Origin of the sequence: Pseudomonas sp. St316 (assembly GCF_018325905.1) — a bacterium.
GTDB lineage: Bacteria > Pseudomonadota > Gammaproteobacteria > Pseudomonadales > Pseudomonadaceae > Aquipseudomonas.
On the sequence record NZ_AP021901.1, the window covers coordinates 1,061,687 to 1,077,795 of the forward strand.

General features: G+C 60.4%; 15 protein-coding genes, 1 tRNA gene and 1 pseudogene. 7 read left to right on the top strand and 10 right to left on the bottom strand.

From position 1 onward, the window contains the following. The first annotated feature begins 189 nt into the window (after nt 1-189). Nucleotides 190-2,253 carry a calcium-binding protein gene (locus KI237_RS04650; RefSeq protein WP_212798990.1) on the top strand — a complete coding sequence of 688 codons (2,064 nt, stop codon included), beginning with the start codon at nt 190-192 and terminating at the stop codon, nt 2,251-2,253. A gap of 46 nt (nt 2,254-2,299) precedes the next feature. Here KI237_RS04650 and ychF read toward each other — a convergent pair whose 3' ends face one another. The 8 genes from ychF to KI237_RS04690 all read right to left on the bottom strand — a co-directional run bounded on the left by ychF (nt 2,300) and on the right by KI237_RS04690 (nt 9,220). Further along, nucleotides 2,300-3,400 (bottom strand): redox-regulated ATPase YchF, encoded by a 1,101-nt coding sequence (gene ychF, locus KI237_RS04655; protein WP_212798991.1) that lies wholly within the window; start codon nt 3,398-3,400, stop codon nt 2,300-2,302. A 22-nt stretch (nt 3,401-3,422) separates the two neighbouring features. Continuing rightward, nucleotides 3,423-4,007 (bottom strand): aminoacyl-tRNA hydrolase, encoded by a 585-nt coding sequence (gene pth, locus KI237_RS04660; protein ID WP_212798992.1) that lies wholly within the window; start codon nt 4,005-4,007, stop codon nt 3,423-3,425. Nucleotides 4,008-4,173: 166 nt separating this feature from the next. Next, nucleotides 4,174-4,776, bottom strand: a complete 603-nt coding sequence (locus tag KI237_RS04665; RefSeq protein ID WP_212798993.1) for a 50S ribosomal protein L25/general stress protein Ctc — start codon at nt 4,774-4,776, stop codon at nt 4,174-4,176. A gap of 143 nt (nt 4,777-4,919) precedes the next feature. Further along, a complete protein-coding gene (locus KI237_RS04670) occupies nt 4,920-5,861 on the bottom strand; it encodes a ribose-phosphate pyrophosphokinase (protein WP_003171603.1) in 942 nt (313 codons plus the stop codon). A 47-nt stretch (nt 5,862-5,908) separates the two neighbouring features. Continuing rightward, nucleotides 5,909-5,983 (bottom strand) — tRNA-Gln (locus KI237_RS04675). Nucleotides 5,984-6,020: 37 nt separating this feature from the next. Then, a complete protein-coding gene (gene ispE / locus KI237_RS04680; RefSeq protein ID WP_212798994.1) occupies nt 6,021-6,872 on the bottom strand; it encodes a 4-(cytidine 5'-diphospho)-2-C-methyl-D-erythritol kinase in 852 nt (283 codons plus the stop codon). 1 nt (nt 6,873) lies between these two features. Then, a complete protein-coding gene (lolB, locus tag KI237_RS04685) occupies nt 6,874-7,491 on the bottom strand; it encodes a lipoprotein insertase outer membrane protein LolB (protein WP_003205525.1) in 618 nt (205 codons plus the stop codon). Nucleotides 7,492-7,495: 4 nt separating this feature from the next. Then, nucleotides 7,496-9,220, bottom strand: a complete 1,725-nt coding sequence (locus KI237_RS04690; protein WP_212798995.1) for a tetratricopeptide repeat protein — start codon at nt 9,218-9,220, stop codon at nt 7,496-7,498. A gap of 172 nt (nt 9,221-9,392) precedes the next feature. Between KI237_RS04690 and hemA the strand changes: the two genes are divergently transcribed. From hemA to KI237_RS04720, 6 genes are all read left to right on the top strand, one after another. Then, nucleotides 9,393-10,682, top strand: coding sequence for a glutamyl-tRNA reductase (gene hemA / locus KI237_RS04695; protein ID WP_212798996.1), 1,290 nt, complete (start codon nt 9,393-9,395; stop codon nt 10,680-10,682). After that, nucleotides 10,679-11,761 (top strand): peptide chain release factor 1, encoded by a 1,083-nt coding sequence (gene prfA / locus KI237_RS04700; protein WP_212798997.1) that lies wholly within the window; start codon nt 10,679-10,681, stop codon nt 11,759-11,761. Before hemA ends, prfA begins: the two co-directional genes overlap by 4 nt. A 14-nt stretch (nt 11,762-11,775) precedes the next feature. Beyond that, entirely contained in the window at nt 11,776-12,606 is an 831-nt protein-coding gene (gene prmC / locus KI237_RS04705; RefSeq protein WP_212798998.1) for a peptide chain release factor N(5)-glutamine methyltransferase, read from the top strand. Beyond that, on the top strand, nt 12,600-13,355 hold the full coding sequence (locus KI237_RS04710) for a molybdopterin-synthase adenylyltransferase MoeB (RefSeq protein WP_212798999.1): 756 nt from the start codon (nt 12,600-12,602) through the stop codon (nt 13,353-13,355). Before prmC ends, KI237_RS04710 begins: the two co-directional genes overlap by 7 nt. After that, complete coding sequence (gene murI / locus KI237_RS04715) at nt 13,348-14,139, top strand: glutamate racemase (protein ID WP_212799000.1); 792 nt, start codon at nt 13,348-13,350, stop codon at nt 14,137-14,139. Before KI237_RS04710 ends, murI begins: the two co-directional genes overlap by 8 nt. A gap of 114 nt (nt 14,140-14,253) precedes the next feature. Next, nucleotides 14,254-14,772, top strand: a complete 519-nt coding sequence (locus KI237_RS04720) for an acyloxyacyl hydrolase (RefSeq protein WP_212799001.1) — start codon at nt 14,254-14,256, stop codon at nt 14,770-14,772. 120 nt (nt 14,773-14,892) lie between these two features. On the opposite strand, the pseudogene KI237_RS04725 reads toward KI237_RS04720, so the two are convergent. Further along, nucleotides 14,893-15,197: pseudogene (locus tag KI237_RS04725) on the bottom strand (YkgJ family cysteine cluster protein). A gap of 27 nt (nt 15,198-15,224) precedes the next feature. Beyond that, nucleotides 15,225-15,998: an SDR family NAD(P)-dependent oxidoreductase gene (locus tag KI237_RS04730; protein WP_212799002.1), complete on the bottom strand. Its 774-nt coding sequence runs from the start codon at nt 15,996-15,998 to the stop codon at nt 15,225-15,227. Nucleotides 15,999-16,109 lie beyond the last annotated feature (111 nt).

A 16,109-nucleotide genomic window follows, 5' to 3' on the forward strand; every position in this document is an offset into this window, starting at 1 on the left:
AGGCGGTTTTTTTGTGAGCAACTGCAGCGGATGTAGCACGCCAGGCCCGATGCTTAGGCCCACCAGCGAAGCCAGGCGGCTGCTACACACCGTTGGTCGAACGGCGCTCGTTCAAGCGGCGGGGGCGCGTGCAAATCCTTGGCGCTCTACTAAAGTGACGGATCCCGTATTCCTTAAAGGATTAAGCTTATGGCAGCCACCGATAGCGAGACGGCAAGCACCCATACCGTGAGAACCGGGCCTGGCACTGTCCAGGTCGATCTCACCGGCCAGTTCGACGATAACCAGAGCATCTTGATCCAGCCGGACGGCAAGATACTGGTCGGCGGCTATACCCAATACCTCGCCTGGGGCTACCCGGGGGCACCAGGGGAGGAAAGCTACGGTTACGAACAGAACCACAGCGTGATTCGCCTGAACGCCGATGGCAGCCTGGACACGAGTTTCCATGACGGCGGCATCGACATCGTCCCGGCCGCCACAGCCCCAGCGTCACACTACGAGCTGACGGCGGTGCAGCCCGATGGCAAGGTGCTTGTCGCCGTGGCGCTGAACACCGGCGTACAGGTCGAGCGCTTCAACAGCGACGGGACACGGGACGCAACCTTCGGTCAAAACGGCGCCGTTTCGGTCGGCATCGGCCATGACTTCAAAGACATCGACCTGACGGCCAATACCGATGGCTCCTTCCAGATCAGCGCCCGTGGGTTCGACCAGGCCACCGTGACCCGGATCGGCGGTGACGGCACGTTCATCGATGGCTTTGGCGACAACGGTGTGCTGACCGTCAACATCCCCGCAGACAAATACTACAACGGAGGGATCTCGACGGCGGTTCAGGCAGACGGAGGTGTCGTGGTCGGCGCCGCCTACAACGCTGCCGGCGCAGGTGATCCGACGTATCTGCTGCAGCGCTTCACCCCCGACGGCAAGCTGGATACCCACTTTGGCGATAACGGAGCCCTTTACCTGACCCCTGCCATGGGGTTCGGCGAAGACTCGGTGGTAAGCCTGCAAGCTGACGGCAAGATCATCGTCATGGGCCATGTCGAGGGCAACGCTTGGGCGACGGTCGCCCGGCTCAACGCCGACGGCTCCTTCGACAGCGGCTTTGGCACCCAGGGTACGGTGACTTTCGAGGCCGACACCCCGGTGGCCTTGACGGTGCAAACCGATGGCAAGATCGTGGTTGCCGGTACGAGCGGTGGGGATTTCAGTGTCATCCGCTTGAACGCCGATGGCAGTGTGGATACCGGCTTCGGCAGCCACGACGGCAAGCTCCATATGGACGGATACGCCGGCGAGGAAATCCTGCAGGGCACCGATGCCGCCGAGGTCATCCATGGCCTGGCGGGCGATGACGTGCTCCAGGGCAATGGCGGACGCGACGTCCTGCAAGGTGGCGCTGGCGGCGACATCTTCCGCTTTACCGAGTTGGGCGACAGTTTCCGTACCGACACGCAAAACGGCAGCGACCGGATCCAGGACTTCGATGCCACCCAGGACCGCATCGACTTGACCGCCCTCGGGTTCACCGGCATTGGCAATGGTCACGACGGCACCTTGGCAGTCCTGGTCAGCGCGGACGGAGCCCGCACCTACCTCAAGAGCTACGACATCGATGCGTTAGGGCAACGGTTTGAGTTGGCGCTGGACGGCAATTGGGTCGGGCAGTTGAACAACACCAACCTGGTGTTCACCGCGCCCACCGTCGAAGGTACCGCTGGCAAAGATACGATAAACGGTTCTGCCCTGTCGGAAATCATCCATGGCCTGGACGGCAATGACCGTATCAACGGCGGCGCTGGCGCGGATGTCATCATCGGCGGCAGGGGCGCTGATCGCCTCGATGGCGGAGACAGGAGCGATATCTCGTTGTGGACGGACAACCGGGAGAACGCCGACGTGTTCCGCTATACCTCCACCGAGGACAGTTATCGCACCGACAGCCAGAGCTTCGTCGACCTTATCGAACGCTTCACGGTCGACGACCGGATCGATGTATCGAGCCTGGGCTATACCGGTTTGGGGGAGGGGACGGGCACGACGCTGAAGATGGTTTACAACCAGGCGCTGGACCGCACCTATCTGACGGATGTGGAAGCTGACGCACAAGGCCAGTGGTTCCAGGTCGCGCTTGCGGGGGATTGGCGGGAGAGTCTCGATGAAGACAACATGATCTTTGCTTCCGATACAGAAATTGGGCTGATCGGCGTAGCACCCGATGTCGATCCAGGTCACCTGTTGACCTGATGCCGTTCGGGAGTGGCGTGGCAGTGAGTCACTGCCACGCCAACCGTCAGACGTTGAAGCGGAAGTGCATCACATCACCGTCCTTGACGATGTATTCCTTGCCTTCCAGACGCCATTTACCGGCTTCCTTGGCACCCGCTTCACCTTTGTACTGGATGAAATCCGCGTAGGCGATGACTTCGGCACGGATGAAGCCTTTTTCGAAGTCGGTGTGGATCACGCCAGCGGCTTGCGGTGCGGTAGCACCGACGCGAACGGTCCAGGCGCGGACTTCTTCGACGCCGGCGGTGAAGTAGGTCTGCAAGTGCAGCATCTCGTAGCCAGCGCGGATCACGCGATTCAGGCCAGGCTCTTCCAGGCCCAGGGCCTCGAGGAACATGTCTTTCTCTTCACCGTCATCCAGTTCGGCGATTTCTGCTTCGATCTTGTTGCAGACCGGAACGACCATGGCGCCTTCTTCTTCGGCAATGGCCTTGACCACGTCCAGGTGCGGGTTGTTCTCGAAGCCGTCTTCAGCGACGTTGGCGATGTACATGACCGGTTTGGTGGTCAGCAGGTGGAAGCCCTTGATCACCAGCTTCTCGTCGGTGCTCATGTTCTTCATCAGGCTGCGCGCAGGCTTGCCTTCGGTGAAGTGGGCGATCAACTGCTCCAGCAGGCCTTTCTGAACGACCGCGTCCTTGTCGCCACCCTTGGCGTTGCGAGTCACTTTCTGCAGTTGTTTTTCACAGCTGTCGAGGTCGGCGAAAATCAGTTCCAGGTCGATGATTTCGATGTCGCGTTTCGGGTCGACGCTGTTGGAGACGTGAATCACGTTCTCGTCTTCGAAGCAGCGCACCACGTGGGCGATGGCATCGGTTTCACGGATGTTGGCCAAAAACTTGTTACCCAGGCCTTCGCCCTTCGACGCACCGGCTACCAGGCCTGCGATGTCGACGAATTCCATGGTGGTCGGCAGGATGCGCTTGGGGTTGACGATAGCCGCCAAGGCATCCAGGCGCGGATCGGGCATCGGCACGATGCCGGTGTTCGGCTCGATGGTGCAGAAGGGGAAGTTCTCGGCCGCGATACCGGATTTGGTCAGGGCGTTGAACAGGGTGGACTTGCCGACGTTAGGCAGGCCGACGATGCCGCAATTGAATCCCATGGTGTTTCCCCTCGGATAAGTGTCAGGCCTTCTGGCTGTGCAGGCTTTTCATCGCGCGGTTCCATTCACCGGCGAGGATATCCGGCAGCACGCCGAGGGCAAAGTCGATGCTGGCATCGAGTTTTTCCTGTTCGGCGCGAGGCGCACGACCCAGGACAAAGTTTGAAACCATACTGGCAACGCCCGGGTGGCCGATGCCGAGCCGCAGGCGGTGAAAGGTATTCTGATTACCCAGTTGCGCGATGATGTCGCGCAACCCGTTGTGACCGCCATGGCCGCCGCCTTGCTTGAGCTTGGCAACGCCCGGAGGCAGGTCGAGTTCGTCGTGGGCCACCAGGATTTCTTCAGGCTTGATGCGAAAGAAACCGGCCAATGCCGCCACGGCCTGGCCGCTACGGTTCATGTAGGTGGTGGGAATCAACAGGCGAACATCCTGACCCAGGTGCGAGAAGCGACCGGTCAGGCCGAAATACTTGCGATCGGCTGCCAGGCTGACGCCTTGTGCGTGCGCGATGCGCTCAACAAAAAGGGCCCCTGCGTTATGCCGGGTCTGTTCGTATTCAGCGCCTGGATTTCCCAGGCCAACGATCAGTTTAATGGCAGTCACGATAGGGGCCCTTCCTGGAGTGTGGATAACGATGTCGCAATCAGGCGGTGTTGCGACAGTGGACGAAAATGGCGGATTTACCGTTAAGTAAACTTCGCGTTCTCGCCCGCTGTCTCGCTACGTTCCAGTCCGCGATGTTTCCGGTCACTCCGGCGACAGAGTGAAATTACTCTGCAGCGCCTTCTTCAGTGGCTTCTGGAGCAACACGTGGAGCGTGGACGTTGGCAACAGCCTTGTCATCGCCGTGTGCCAGAGCAACAAACTCAACGCCTTTAGGAGCCTTGAGGTCGGACAGGTGAACGATCGTGCCGACTTCGGCGTTAGCCAGGTCTACTTCGATGAATTCAGGCAGGTCTTTCGGCAGGCAGGTCACTTCGATTTCCGAAACAACGTGCGAAATTTCGCCGCCTTTCTTGATCGGAGCAGCTTCGCCAACGAAGTGTACAGGCACGATAGCGGTCAGTTTCTGGCCAGCGACTACGCGTACGAAGTCGGCGTGCATCACGTGGCCTTTGGCCGGGTGACGCTGCAGGGCTTTGATCACGACGTTTTGCTTGGTGCCACCAACGTTCAGCTCGATGATGTGGCTGTAGGCCGCTTCGTTTTCGAGCAGTTTGGCAACTTCTTTGGCCAGCATGCTGATGGACTCAGGGGCTTTTTCGCCACCGTAGACTACAGCTGGAACCAGGCTTGCGAGACGACGCAGGCGGCGGCTCGCACCTTTCCCCAGGTCGGAACGCACTTCAGCATTCAGAGTAAAATCGTTCATGTTGTATCTCCAAAGTAACCACATTCACCCCAGCGCTTGCGACCAGCGCTTAAGGCGATATGGGCAAAAAAGCCCCGCCCCGACAGGTAATGCCGGGGCGGGGCGCTTTTCGTCAACGAGATGTCCTGGAAAGGGCAGGGCCCTTAGCGGAACATCGCACTGATCGATTCTTCGTTGCTGATGCGGCGAACCGCTTCGGCAACAACCGGTGCGATATCCAGTTGGCGGATACGCGCACAGGCTTGTGCTGCTGCGGACAGCGGGATGGTATTGGTCACCACCAGCTCGTCCAGCACGGAATTTTCAATGTTCTCGATCGCTCGACCCGACAGCACAGGGTGTGTGCAGTAGGCAAAGACCTTGGCAGCGCCATGCTCTTTCAGGGCCTTCGCCGCGTGGCACAGGGTGCCGGCGGTATCGACCATGTCATCGACCAGAATACAGGTACGCCCTTCGACATCACCGATGATGTGCATCACTTCAGAGTGATTGGCCTTCTCACGGCGTTTGTCGATGATACCCAGATCCACGCCCAGGGATTTGGCAACGGCCCGTGCACGCACGACGCCACCAATGTCCGGGGACACGATCATCAGGTTTTCGAAGCGCTGATCTTCAATATCATCCACCAGGACCGGGGAGCCGTAGATGTTATCCACGGGAATATCGAAGAAACCCTGAATCTGGTCAGCATGCAGATCAACCGTGAGGACACGGTCGATGCCGACTACGGTCAGCATATCAGCCACGACTTTCGCGCTGATCGCCACACGTGCGGAACGCGGACGGCGATCCTGACGGGCATAACCAAAGTAAGGAATAACAGCAGTGATACGAGTAGCCGAGGAGCGGCGGAAGGCATCAGCCATCACGACGAGTTCCATCAGGTTATCGTTGGTCGGAGCGCAAGTCGGCTGAATAATGAAGACGTCTTTACCGCGAACGTTTTCATTGATCTCGGCAGTGATTTCGCCGTCGGAAAACTTACCGACAGAAATGTCACCGAGAGGGATATGCAGCTGACGTACGACACGCCGAGCCAGATCGGGGTTGGCGTTCCCCGTAAAGACCATCATCTTGGACACGCGCAGTACCTGAAGGCTGAGGGTATACCTGGATGAGTATAGGAAAATGGCAGGGGCGGCTGGATTCGAACCAACGCATGGCAGGATCAAAACCTGCTGCCTTACCGCTTGGCGACGCCCCTGTATCTGTTGCTGCGAGTGCCCAGCACTCGATTCCTTTTAGAGCAGGTCTTGCAGCTTGCGATGCAACATCGAAACGTTGCTTCCTTTTGCTACAAACCCTGTAAGGGTCTCTGTCAGAAGGGCCGAGACTTTATCAGCTTCAGCTTTGCTTGGGAAGCCCCCAAACACACAACTTCCAGTTCCGGTGAGTTTTGCTTCGGTAAATTTACCTAACAAATTCAATGCGTTACGAACATCTGGATAACGCCTTGCTACCACCGGTAAGCAGTCATTTCGACTGTTTCCCTTGGGAACGGGGCGCACTTTAATGGGAGGAGAGTTACGTGTCAACAGTGGATCTGAAAAAATTTCTGCTGTACTTACAGAGACTTGCGGCACCAGTACCAAGTACCAAGGTTCTTCGGGCTCCACCGGGGTGAGTTTTTCCCCTACGCCCTCGGCGAAAGCGGCGTGGCCACGAACGAAAACCGGCACGTCGGCGCCCAGTGTCAGGCCCAGGGCGGCCAGGCGATCCGCGTCCCAGCCCAGCTGCCACAAGTGGTTGAGACCGAGCAACGTGGTGGCCGCATTCGAACTGCCGCCGCCGATGCCGCCACCCATGGGCAGGATTTTTTCGATCCAGATATCGATGCCCAGCGTACAACCGGATTGCGCCTGGAGTTTTTTCGCGGCCTTGACGATCAGGTTGCTGTCGTGGGGAACGCCTTCGAATTCGGTGTGAAGGCGAATCACCCCGTCGTCGCGCACGGCAAAGGTGATTTCGTCGCCGTAGTCCAGGAACTGAAAAATCGTCTGCAGCTCGTGGTAGCCGTCCGGGCGACGGCCGAGGATGTGCAGCATCAGGTTGAGCTTGGCCGGGGAGGGCAGGGTCAGGCGTGCGGCGCTCATGTCATTGCCCCAGCTTGCGCGGCTGCCATTGCTTGATCACCAGCGTGACGTCGAGGTTGCTGCCGTGCAGCTTGATGCGTTCGGGCAGCCAATAGCCGTTCTGCTGGGCATAGCTTAAGTATTCGATCTGCCAGTCATCCTGCTCCAGGTTGGACAGGCGGCTGTCGGCGTCGAGGGTCAGGCGGCTTTTGCTGTCCGGTGCCGGCAGCCCGCGAACCCACCAGGTCAGGTGGGATACCGGCAACTTCCAGCCCAATTGTTCTTCCAGCAGCGCTTCGGGGGTGGGTGCCTCATAGCGTCCCTGGTTGGCGACTTCCAACGATACCTGGCCCGGCCGACCCGTCAGGCGGGCCGCACCGCGACCCAGTGGGCCCGACAGGCGAATGTCGTAGTAGTCCTGGCGCTGCAGCCAGAACAGCGTGCCACTGCCCGAGTCTTTCGGGGCGCGGATGCCGATCTTGCCGTCGATCTGCCAGCCGTCGAGGCCGCTCAGTTGTTGCTTGTGCTCGCGCCATTGGGCCTGGTTGCCCTGGCCCTGGACGGATTCACGGGCGCCGAAGCCCGCGCAACCGGCGAGCAGGGCAATAAAGCTGAAAACGATGAGATGGCGCAAAAACATAATCTTAAAGAGTCTCGGATCCGGTCAGGCGTTTGATGGTGCTGCGCAAGAGGGGGCTGTCAGGCTGATCCTTGAGGAATCGGCTCCAGATCTGCCGGGCTTCGCGTTGTTTGCCGTTGGCCCACAGGACCTCGCCCAGGTGAGCGGCGACTTCCTGGTCGGGAAAGCGCTCCAGGGCCTGGCGCAACAGGCGTTCGGCTTCGTCGAGATTGCCCAGGCGGAAATTCACCCAGCCGAGGCTGTCGAGCACCGCCGGGTCTTCCGGGTTGATCTGGTGGGCCTGTTCGATCAGCAGCTTGGCTTCGTCGTAGCGGGTGGTGCGGTCCGACAAGGTGTAGCCCAGGGCGTTGAGGGCCATGGCGTTGTCAGGATCACGCTGGATGATCAGGCGCAGGTCTTTTTCCATCTGGGCCAGGTCATTGCGTTTTTCCGCCAGCATGGCGCGGGTGTACAACAGGTTCAGATCGTCCGGGTACTGCTTCAAGGCTTGTTGCAGCACGTTCCAGGCCTTGTCGCCCTGATTGTTGGCCGACAGGGTTTCGGCTTCGATCAGGTACAGCTGGATGCCGTAGTCCGGCTGGGAGTCGCGTTGCACGGCGAGGCGGCTCTGGGCTTCGGCGGTCTTGCCATTGCCGATCAGGATATCGGCCTGGCGCAACTGCGCAGGCAGGTAGTCGTTGCCCGGGCCGACCTGGGCGTACTCGATCAGTGCGCTCTCGGGGTCGTTGCGTTCCTCGGCGATGCGACCCAGGTTCAGGTGGGCAGAGTCGACATGGCTTTCCCGGGCGATCAGGTCTTCCAGGTACCCCTTGGCCTCGTCCCAGGCCTTGGCCTCCAGGCAGACCAGCGCGAGGGAATAGCGCAACTCGTCGTCTTCCGGGTATTGCTGGACCAGGCTGGAGAACTCCACCTTGGCGTCGTCCATGCGGTTGTTTTCCACCAGCATGCGGGCGTAGGTGAGGCGCAGGCGTTTGTCGTCCGGGTACTTCTTGATGCTTTTTTCCAGCAGCGGCAGCGCTTCGTCACCGCGATTCAAGCCTTGCAGCAGGCGTGCGCGCAGCAGGATCGGCGCCACTTCGCCAGCTTCCGGCGGGTTGTCTTCCAAAAGGGTGAGGGCGCCTTGGGTGTCACCGTCCTGTTGCAGCAGCAGGGCCTTGCCGAAAATCAGCTGGCCGTTGTTCGGGTGGCGCAGCAACAGGCGATCGAAGCTTTTCATCAGGCCGTTGCGGGTTTCCTGGTCGGTATCGGCGGCGGACAGGGCCAGGAAGTCGAAATGGGTGTCGCCCTTGCCCAGCAGGACCTTCTCCATATACATCATGGAGTCGTCGTAGCGCCCGGCCCGAGCCAGTTGCACGGCGGCGGCGCGCTGCGCTTCGAGGTCGTCCGGGGCATTCTTGGCCCAGATTAGCGCGGTATCCAGCGCGGGCTGGTCGGCGCCCAGGTATTCGGCAATGCGAAAGGCCCGCTCGGAGATGCCCGGGTCCTGGGTATTGATGGCTTGGGTCACGTAGTTGTCCAGCGCAATGTCGAAGCGATTGCGCTGGCCTGCCAGTTCGGCGCTCAACAGGCTGAAGATGGTTTCTTCGCTGAACGAGCCGTAGACCTTGGGTTTTTCAGGTACCTGCACGCTGTCTTCGACCGGCGGCGTACCGTCCGTCGAAACGGGGGCCATGGACTGGCAGCCGCTGAGCAAGGCAAGAGCAAGGAGCAACGCGGAAGATCTATTCATATAGGAAGAGGACGACTAACCTGCGGTCGGATCATCATGACACAAGCCTTCGGTCAAACATAACCGCCCCGTCGATTTACAACTCAGGGCAGGGCGATAGAGATCGAGTGGTTGTTCTGGATCTGACGAAGTAGGACAATTGCCGGCTTCACGTCACCATCAGCGACCTTGAATGGCCTTCCTTGCACTCGGTATTAACCACAAGACTGCTTCAGTAGACGTCCGCGAGCGCGTGGCCTTTACGCCTGAGCAGCTGGTTGAGGCCTTGCAGCAGCTCTGCCGACTCACCGACAGTCGCGAAGCTGCGATCCTCTCCACCTGCAATCGCAGCGAGCTTTATATAGAACAGGATCACGTTTCGGCCGATTCAGTCCTGCGCTGGCTGGCCGACTATCACAACCTGAGCCTTGAAGAGCTGCGCGCCAGTGCCTATGTGCACGAAGACGATGCGGCCGTTCGTCACATGATGCGTGTCGCCTCGGGGCTCGATTCGCTGGTGTTGGGCGAACCGCAGATTCTCGGCCAGATGAAGTCGGCCTACGCCGTGGCCCGCGAGGCCGGCACCGTCGGCCCGCTGCTGGGGCGGCTGTTCCAGGCCACGTTCAACGCCGCCAAGCAGGTGCGCACCGACACCGCCATCGGCGAGAACCCGGTGTCCGTGGCGTTTGCCGCGGTCAGCCTGGCGAAACAGATTTTCAGTGATTTGCAACGCAGCCAGGCGCTGCTGATCGGCGCTGGCGAGACCATCACCCTGGTCGCCCGCCATCTCCATGACCTGGGTGTCAAGCGCATTGTCGTCGCCAACCGGACCCTGGAACGAGCCAGCAGCCTGGCCGAGCAGTTCGGCGCCCATGCGGTGCTGCTGTCGGACATTCCCGCGGAGCTGGTGCACAGCGACATCGTCATCAGTTCCACCGCCAGCCAGTTGCCGATCCTCGGCAAGGGCGCTGTAGAAAGTGCCCTGAAGCTGCGCAAGCACAAGCCGATTTTCATGGTGGACATTGCCGTTCCCCGGGACATCGAGCCGGAAGTCGGCGAGCTGGACGACGTTTATCTCTACAGCGTCGACGATCTGCACGAGGTGGTCGCCGAGAACCTCAAGAGCCGGCAGGGCGCGGCCCAGGCGGCGGAAGAGATGATCACCGTCGGCGCCGACGACTTCATGGTGCGCTTGCGCGAGCTGGCCGCGGTGGATGTGCTCAAGGCCTATCGTCAACAGAGCGAACGGCTGCGCGACGAGGAGCTGCAAAAGGCCCAGCGCCTGCTGGCCAACGGCGGCAGTGCCGAAGAGGTGCTGGTGCAACTGGCCCGCGGCCTGACCAACAAATTGCTCCACGCCCCCAGTGTCCAGCTCAAGAAGCTGACCGCCGAAGGCCGTCTCGATGCGCTGGCCATGGCCCAGGAACTCTTCGCCCTCGGTGAGGGCTCACCGGATAGCTTTTCGGATAAAAAACCGCAATGAAAGCGTCACTGCTCAACAAGCTGGACATCCTCCAGGACCGTTTCGAAGAACTGACCGCCTTGCTGGGCGATGGCGAAGTCATTTGCGACCAGAACAAATTCCGCACCTATTCCAAGGAATATGCGGAAGTCGAGCCGATTGTCGCCACTTATAAACAGTTGCTCAAAGTGCAGGGCGACCTTGAAGGCGCCCAGGCGCTGCTCAAGGACAGCGACCCGGACATGCGCGAAATGGCCGTGGAGGAAGTCCGCGAAGCCAAGGACCAACTGGTTGAGCTGGAAAGCAGCCTGCAACGCATGCTGTTGCCCAAGGACCCGAATGACGGACGCAATGTGTTCCTTGAGATCCGTGCCGGTACCGGCGGCGATGAGGCGGCGATTTTTTCCGGTGACCTGTTTCGCATGTATTCGCGCTACGCCGAGCGTCGCGGTTGGCGCGTGGAGATCCTTTCGGAAAACGAAGGCGAACACGGTGGCTATAAAGAAGTCATCGCCCGGGTCGAAGGTGACAACGTCTACGGCAAACTGAAATTCGAATCCGGCGCCCACCGCGTGCAGCGTGTGCCGGCCACCGAATCCCAGGGCCGCATCCACACCTCCGCCTGCACCGTGGCGGTATTGCCCGAGCCGGACGAGCAGGAAGCCATCGAGATCAATCCGGCGGACCTGCGGGTCGATACTTATCGTTCCTCCGGCGCGGGCGGCCAGCACGTCAACAAGACCGACTCGGCGATCCGTATCACGCACTTGCCGTCGGGCATCGTGGTCGAGTGCCAGGAAGAACGTTCCCAGCACAAGAACCGCGCGCGGGCCATGTCCTGGCTCTCGGCCAAGCTCAACGACCAGCAGACCAGTGCCGCGGCCAATGCCATCGCCAGTGAGCGCAAATTGTTGGTGGGCTCGGGCGATCGTTCCGAGCGGATCCGTACCTACAACTTCGCCCAGGGCCGGGTCACCGACCATCGCGTCAACCTGACCCTGTATTCCCTGGATGAAATTCTTGCCGGTGGTGTCGATGCGGTGATCGAGCCGCTGCTGGCCGAATACCAGGCCGACCAGTTGGCTGCGATTGGCGAGTAAGCACAGGTGAACAAATGACCATCATCGCCAGTCTGTTACGCGCCGCCGAGCTGCCGGATTCGCCCACCTCACGGCTGGACGCCGAATTGTTGCTGGCCGCTGCGCTGGGCAAGTCCCGCAGCTTCCTGCACACCTGGCCCGAGCGGATCGTGCCCAGCGAGGCAGCGTTGCTGTTCTCCGAATACCTGCGCCGGCGTCGTTGCGGCGAGCCGGTGGCGTACATCCTCGGGCAGCAAGGTTTCTGGAACCTTGATCTGGAAGTCGCGCCCCATACGCTGATTCCGCGTCCCGACACCGAGCTGCTGGTGGAAACCGCGCTGGCCCTGTTGCCGGCCACACCGGCCCGGGTCCTGGACCTGGGCACCGGCAGCGGTGCGATTGCCTTGGCATTGGCCAATGAGCGCCCAGCCTGGAATGTCACCGCAGTCGACCGGGTGCTGGAGGCCGTGGCCTTGGCCGAGCGCAATCGCCAGCGCCTGGACCTGCGCAACGTCACGGTGCTGAGCAGCCATTGGTTCAGCGCATTGGAGGGCGAGCGTTTTACATTGATCATCAGCAATCCGCCTTACATCGCGGCCAGCGATCCGCATCTGGCCGAAGGCGATGTGCGTTTCGAGCCGAGCAGTGCCCTGGTCGCGGGGCCGGACGGTTTGGATGACTTGCGCCAAATCATTGCCCAGGCCCCCGTGCACCTTGAGCCGGGCGGCTGGTTGATGCTTGAACACGGTTACGATCAGGCCGAAGCGGTGCGTGATTTGCTCCGAGTCCATGGCTTTACTGAAGTCCACAGCCGTAAGGACCTGGGCGGTCATGAGCGCATCAGCCTGGGGTGCCTGCCGTGCTGAACGATCAGGAGCTGTTGCGCTATAGCCGGCAGATTCTGTTGCAGCACGTCGACATCGACGGGCAATTGCGTCTCAAGCAAAGCCGCGTGCTGATCATTGGCCTTGGCGGTCTCGGCGCCCCGGTGGCGTTGTACCTGGCCGCTGCTGGAGTGGGCGAGATGCATTTGGCGGATTTCGACACCGTCGACTTGACCAACCTGCAACGCCAGATCATTCACGACACCGACAGCGTCGGCCTGAGCAAGGTCGATTCGGCGATGCGGCGCTTGGGGGCGATCAACCCCGAGGTTCATCTGGTGCCTCACCGGATGGCCATGGACGAAGACAGCCTCGCCGCTGCGGTCGCGGCGGTGGACGTGGTGCTCGACTGCTCCGACAATTTTTCGACCCGCGAAGCGGTGAACGCAGCCTGTGTCGCGGCGGGTAAGCCGCTGGTCAGCGGTGCGGCGATTCGCCTGGAAGGGCAGTTGTCGGTGTTCGATCCACGCCGCCCCGAAAGCCCCTGCTACCACTGCCTTTACGGCCACGGCAGCGAAGCCGAGCTGACTTGCAGCGAAGCCGGCGTGATCGGTCCGTTGGTGGGGTTGGTGGGTAGCCTGCAAGCCCTTGAAGCCTTGAAGTTGCTGGCCGGTTTCGGTGAGCCGCTGGTGGGGCGCCTGCTGTTGATCGATGCATTGGGCACGCGTTTCCGTGAGTTGCGGGTCAAGCGTGATCCAGGCTGCAGCGTCTGTGGTGGCCGGCATGAGTGAAGCGCCGGTCGGTGTGCTTGACTCGGGTGTCGGCGGGTTGTCGGTGCTGGGGGAAATCCGCCGGTTGCTGCCCAACGAATCGCTGTTGTACGTGGCTGACTGTGGGCATATTCCCTACGGTGAGAAGACCCCGGAATACATCCGACAACGCTGCGCGATCATTGCCGACTTTCTCCTGGGCCAGGGCGCCAAGGCGCTAGTCGTCGCGTGCAACACCGCGACGGTGGCTGCTGTTGCCGATCTACGCCGTGATTTCCCCCATTGGCCCATCGTCGGCATGGAACCGGCAGTCAAGCCGGCGGCTGCCGCGACCCGCAGCGGTATCGTCGGCGTACTGGCCACCACCGGCACCTTGCAGAGCGCCAAGTTCGCCGCGTTGCTCGACCGCTTCGCCACCGATGTGCGGGTTATCACGCAACCGTGCCCGGGACTGGTGGAACTGATCGAAGCGGGTGACTTGCACAACCCGGCCTTGCAGCAATTGCTGCAACATTACGTCGACCCCTTGCTGGCTGCCGGCTGCGATACGCTGATCCTGGGTTGCACGCACTATCCGTTCCTCAAGCCATTGCTGGCGGGGATGATTCCTGAGCACATCAGCCTCATCGATACCGGCGCCGCAGTGGCCCGGCAACTTCAACGCCTGTTGAGTGAACGAGGGCTGTTGGCTGAAGGACCTGCCACTGAAACGCACTTCTGGACCAGCGCAGATCCGATACATTTAAGAAAAATCCTACCAACGCTATGGCATTCGTCTGGCGTTGTGCGAAGCTTCGGTCTGTAAAAAAAACGTGAAAATTATGTAAATCGTGCTGAACTTCTGTTTTAGCGCTGATTTCTATAGCTTCGAGTGTCGGTAACAAAATCAACTAAGTCTGTCCGGAAAAGGATGTTTCTAATGAAGCGCTTATTCTGCTTTGCCGCGTTTGCGGCTGCGTTGTTGGGGCACACTTACACTGCGCAAGCAGCGGGTGTGGAGTTTGGGGTGGGCCAGACCAGCGACTCGACCATGACCTATCGCCTGGGCATGCAGTTCGACTGGGACAAGAGTTGGCTGCAAAGTGACGTCGGTCGCCTGACCGGCTACTGGAGCGGCGCCTATACCTATTGGGAAGGGGACGAGACATCCAGCAACCACAGCCTGTCGTTCTCGCCCGTGTTCGTGTATGAATTTTCCGGCCAGAACGTGAAGCCTTACGTCGAAGCAGGTGTCGGTGTGGCACTGTTTGCCAATACCGAAGTGGAAACCAACAAGTTGGGAACGGCCTTCCAGTTCGAAGATCGCATCGGGTTCGGCCTGCGCTTCAATGGCGGACATGAAGTGGGCATTCGTGCCACCCATTACTCCAATGCCGGCATCAAGTCGACTAACGACGGTGTAGAAAGCTACTCGCTGCACTACACGATGCCGCTGTAACAAAACAGTTTGAGAACTGTGGGAGCGAGCATGCTCGCGATAGCGATAGACCAGCCAAGATAAAGTTGTCTGAGCCACCGCTATCGCGAGCAAGCTCCCACAGTAGATCAGACCAGACCTTTATCGATACGCCGTCGCAATCCCCTGGCGTTCTTCCAGGCACTCCGGTGCACCCATCTCGAACTCTCGGCAGATCAACGGACGCTTTTCGTAGATGGTGCACATCATGCTGTCGCGATCCAGGGCTGCGCACCAACCGTCATCAAGCCGCAGCATCACCTCACCCCCCAATCGTCCGTGTCGATAAAGCGCTCCGGGACCCCGGTGTCGGTGATCAGCATCACTTCCAACTGGCAGCAGCACGCCGCGCACGTCGAACACGTGACGGCCGGTACCGGGATTTCATGGAGGGGGATGGTTTTCATGGCGCGCAGTGTAAGGCAATCAGCGGCTCAGCGTTGTCCCTTGATCGGATAGCCGTTTTTCGCCTGGCATGAGCCGATATCGGACGGCAGGGTTTCGGTCGACGAAGGTAGCGGCCAGAGTGCGGTCATGGACGCAATGGGGAGTGCGATTTCCCGCGGGCGCTCGATCAACTGATTCAGCACATGCCGCGCTGCTTCGTCCGACGACCAGTGCGTCGGGGTTGGGAAACACTCGTCGGGCCCCCGCAATGGGTCGTCGTAGCCAGGGTGTACCAACGTCACATCGACACCCGCGTACGCCAGGTCCACCCGAGCCGATTCGAACAGATGGCGCATCCCGCTGCCACCCGCTTCGGTTTGCGAAGGCGGCAGGTAAGTCGCCGGGCTGGCAATACCCACCAGATGAGGTTCGGTCCCGGCGCGCAACAAGGGCGCGGCCACTTCGATACAGAAACTGGCAGCCAGCAGATTGCTGCGCACGATATGCTCGATCAATGTGTGATCAGCCGGCAGCCCATCAACGTACTCGGCCGTCCCGGCATTGACGATCACCTGATCCAGGGCGCCCCATTGCCGGGCGATCTGCTCGCCGATCTCGCGCACGGCCTGGCTGTCGGTCAAATTGCCGGGCACGGTCAGCAATTGCCCCGGATAACGTGCCGAAAGGGTTTCGCACGCTCGGGCCGAGCGCGAACTGACGGCCAGGTGTGCCCCCGTCGCCAGTATCGCTTCAGCCAACGAAGCGCCGATTCCGTTGCCAGCCCCGGTGAGCCAATAGCGCCGTGGCAGTCTTGGACCCATTCTCTACTCCTTTCGATTGGACAGCGCACTGATACGTGGCTTTTCAGTAGCGTCCGTACGATTAGTAAGACTATATGTCATCGGCTAAACAATGCATCTCGCAGGCTGGCA

Bases quoted from the DNA above. Each gene is read 5' to 3' on its own strand.
- KI237_RS04650 (WP_212798990.1), top strand. From the start codon at position 190: ATGGCAGCCACCGATAGCGAGACGGCAAGCACCCATACCGTGAGAACC.
- ychF (WP_212798991.1), bottom strand. From the start codon at position 3,400: ATGGGATTCAATTGCGGCATCGTCGGCCTGCCTAACGTCGGCAAGTCC.
- KI237_RS04665 (WP_212798993.1), bottom strand. From the start codon at position 4,776: ATGAACGATTTTACTCTGAATGCTGAAGTGCGTTCCGACCTGGGGAAA.
- ispE (WP_212798994.1), bottom strand. From the start codon at position 6,872: ATGAGCGCCGCACGCCTGACCCTGCCCTCCCCGGCCAAGCTCAACCTG.
- lolB (WP_003205525.1), bottom strand. From the start codon at position 7,491: ATGTTTTTGCGCCATCTCATCGTTTTCAGCTTTATTGCCCTGCTCGCC.
- KI237_RS04690 (WP_212798995.1), bottom strand. From the start codon at position 9,220: ATGAATAGATCTTCCGCGTTGCTCCTTGCTCTTGCCTTGCTCAGCGGC.
- hemA (WP_212798996.1), top strand. From the start codon at position 9,393: ATGGCCTTCCTTGCACTCGGTATTAACCACAAGACTGCTTCAGTAGAC.
- prfA (WP_212798997.1), top strand. From the start codon at position 10,679: ATGAAAGCGTCACTGCTCAACAAGCTGGACATCCTCCAGGACCGTTTC.
- prmC (WP_212798998.1), top strand. From the start codon at position 11,776: ATGACCATCATCGCCAGTCTGTTACGCGCCGCCGAGCTGCCGGATTCG.
- murI (WP_212799000.1), top strand. From the start codon at position 13,348: ATGAGTGAAGCGCCGGTCGGTGTGCTTGACTCGGGTGTCGGCGGGTTG.
- KI237_RS04720 (WP_212799001.1), top strand. From the start codon at position 14,254: ATGAAGCGCTTATTCTGCTTTGCCGCGTTTGCGGCTGCGTTGTTGGGG.
- KI237_RS04730 (WP_212799002.1), bottom strand. From the start codon at position 15,998: ATGGGTCCAAGACTGCCACGGCGCTATTGGCTCACCGGGGCTGGCAAC.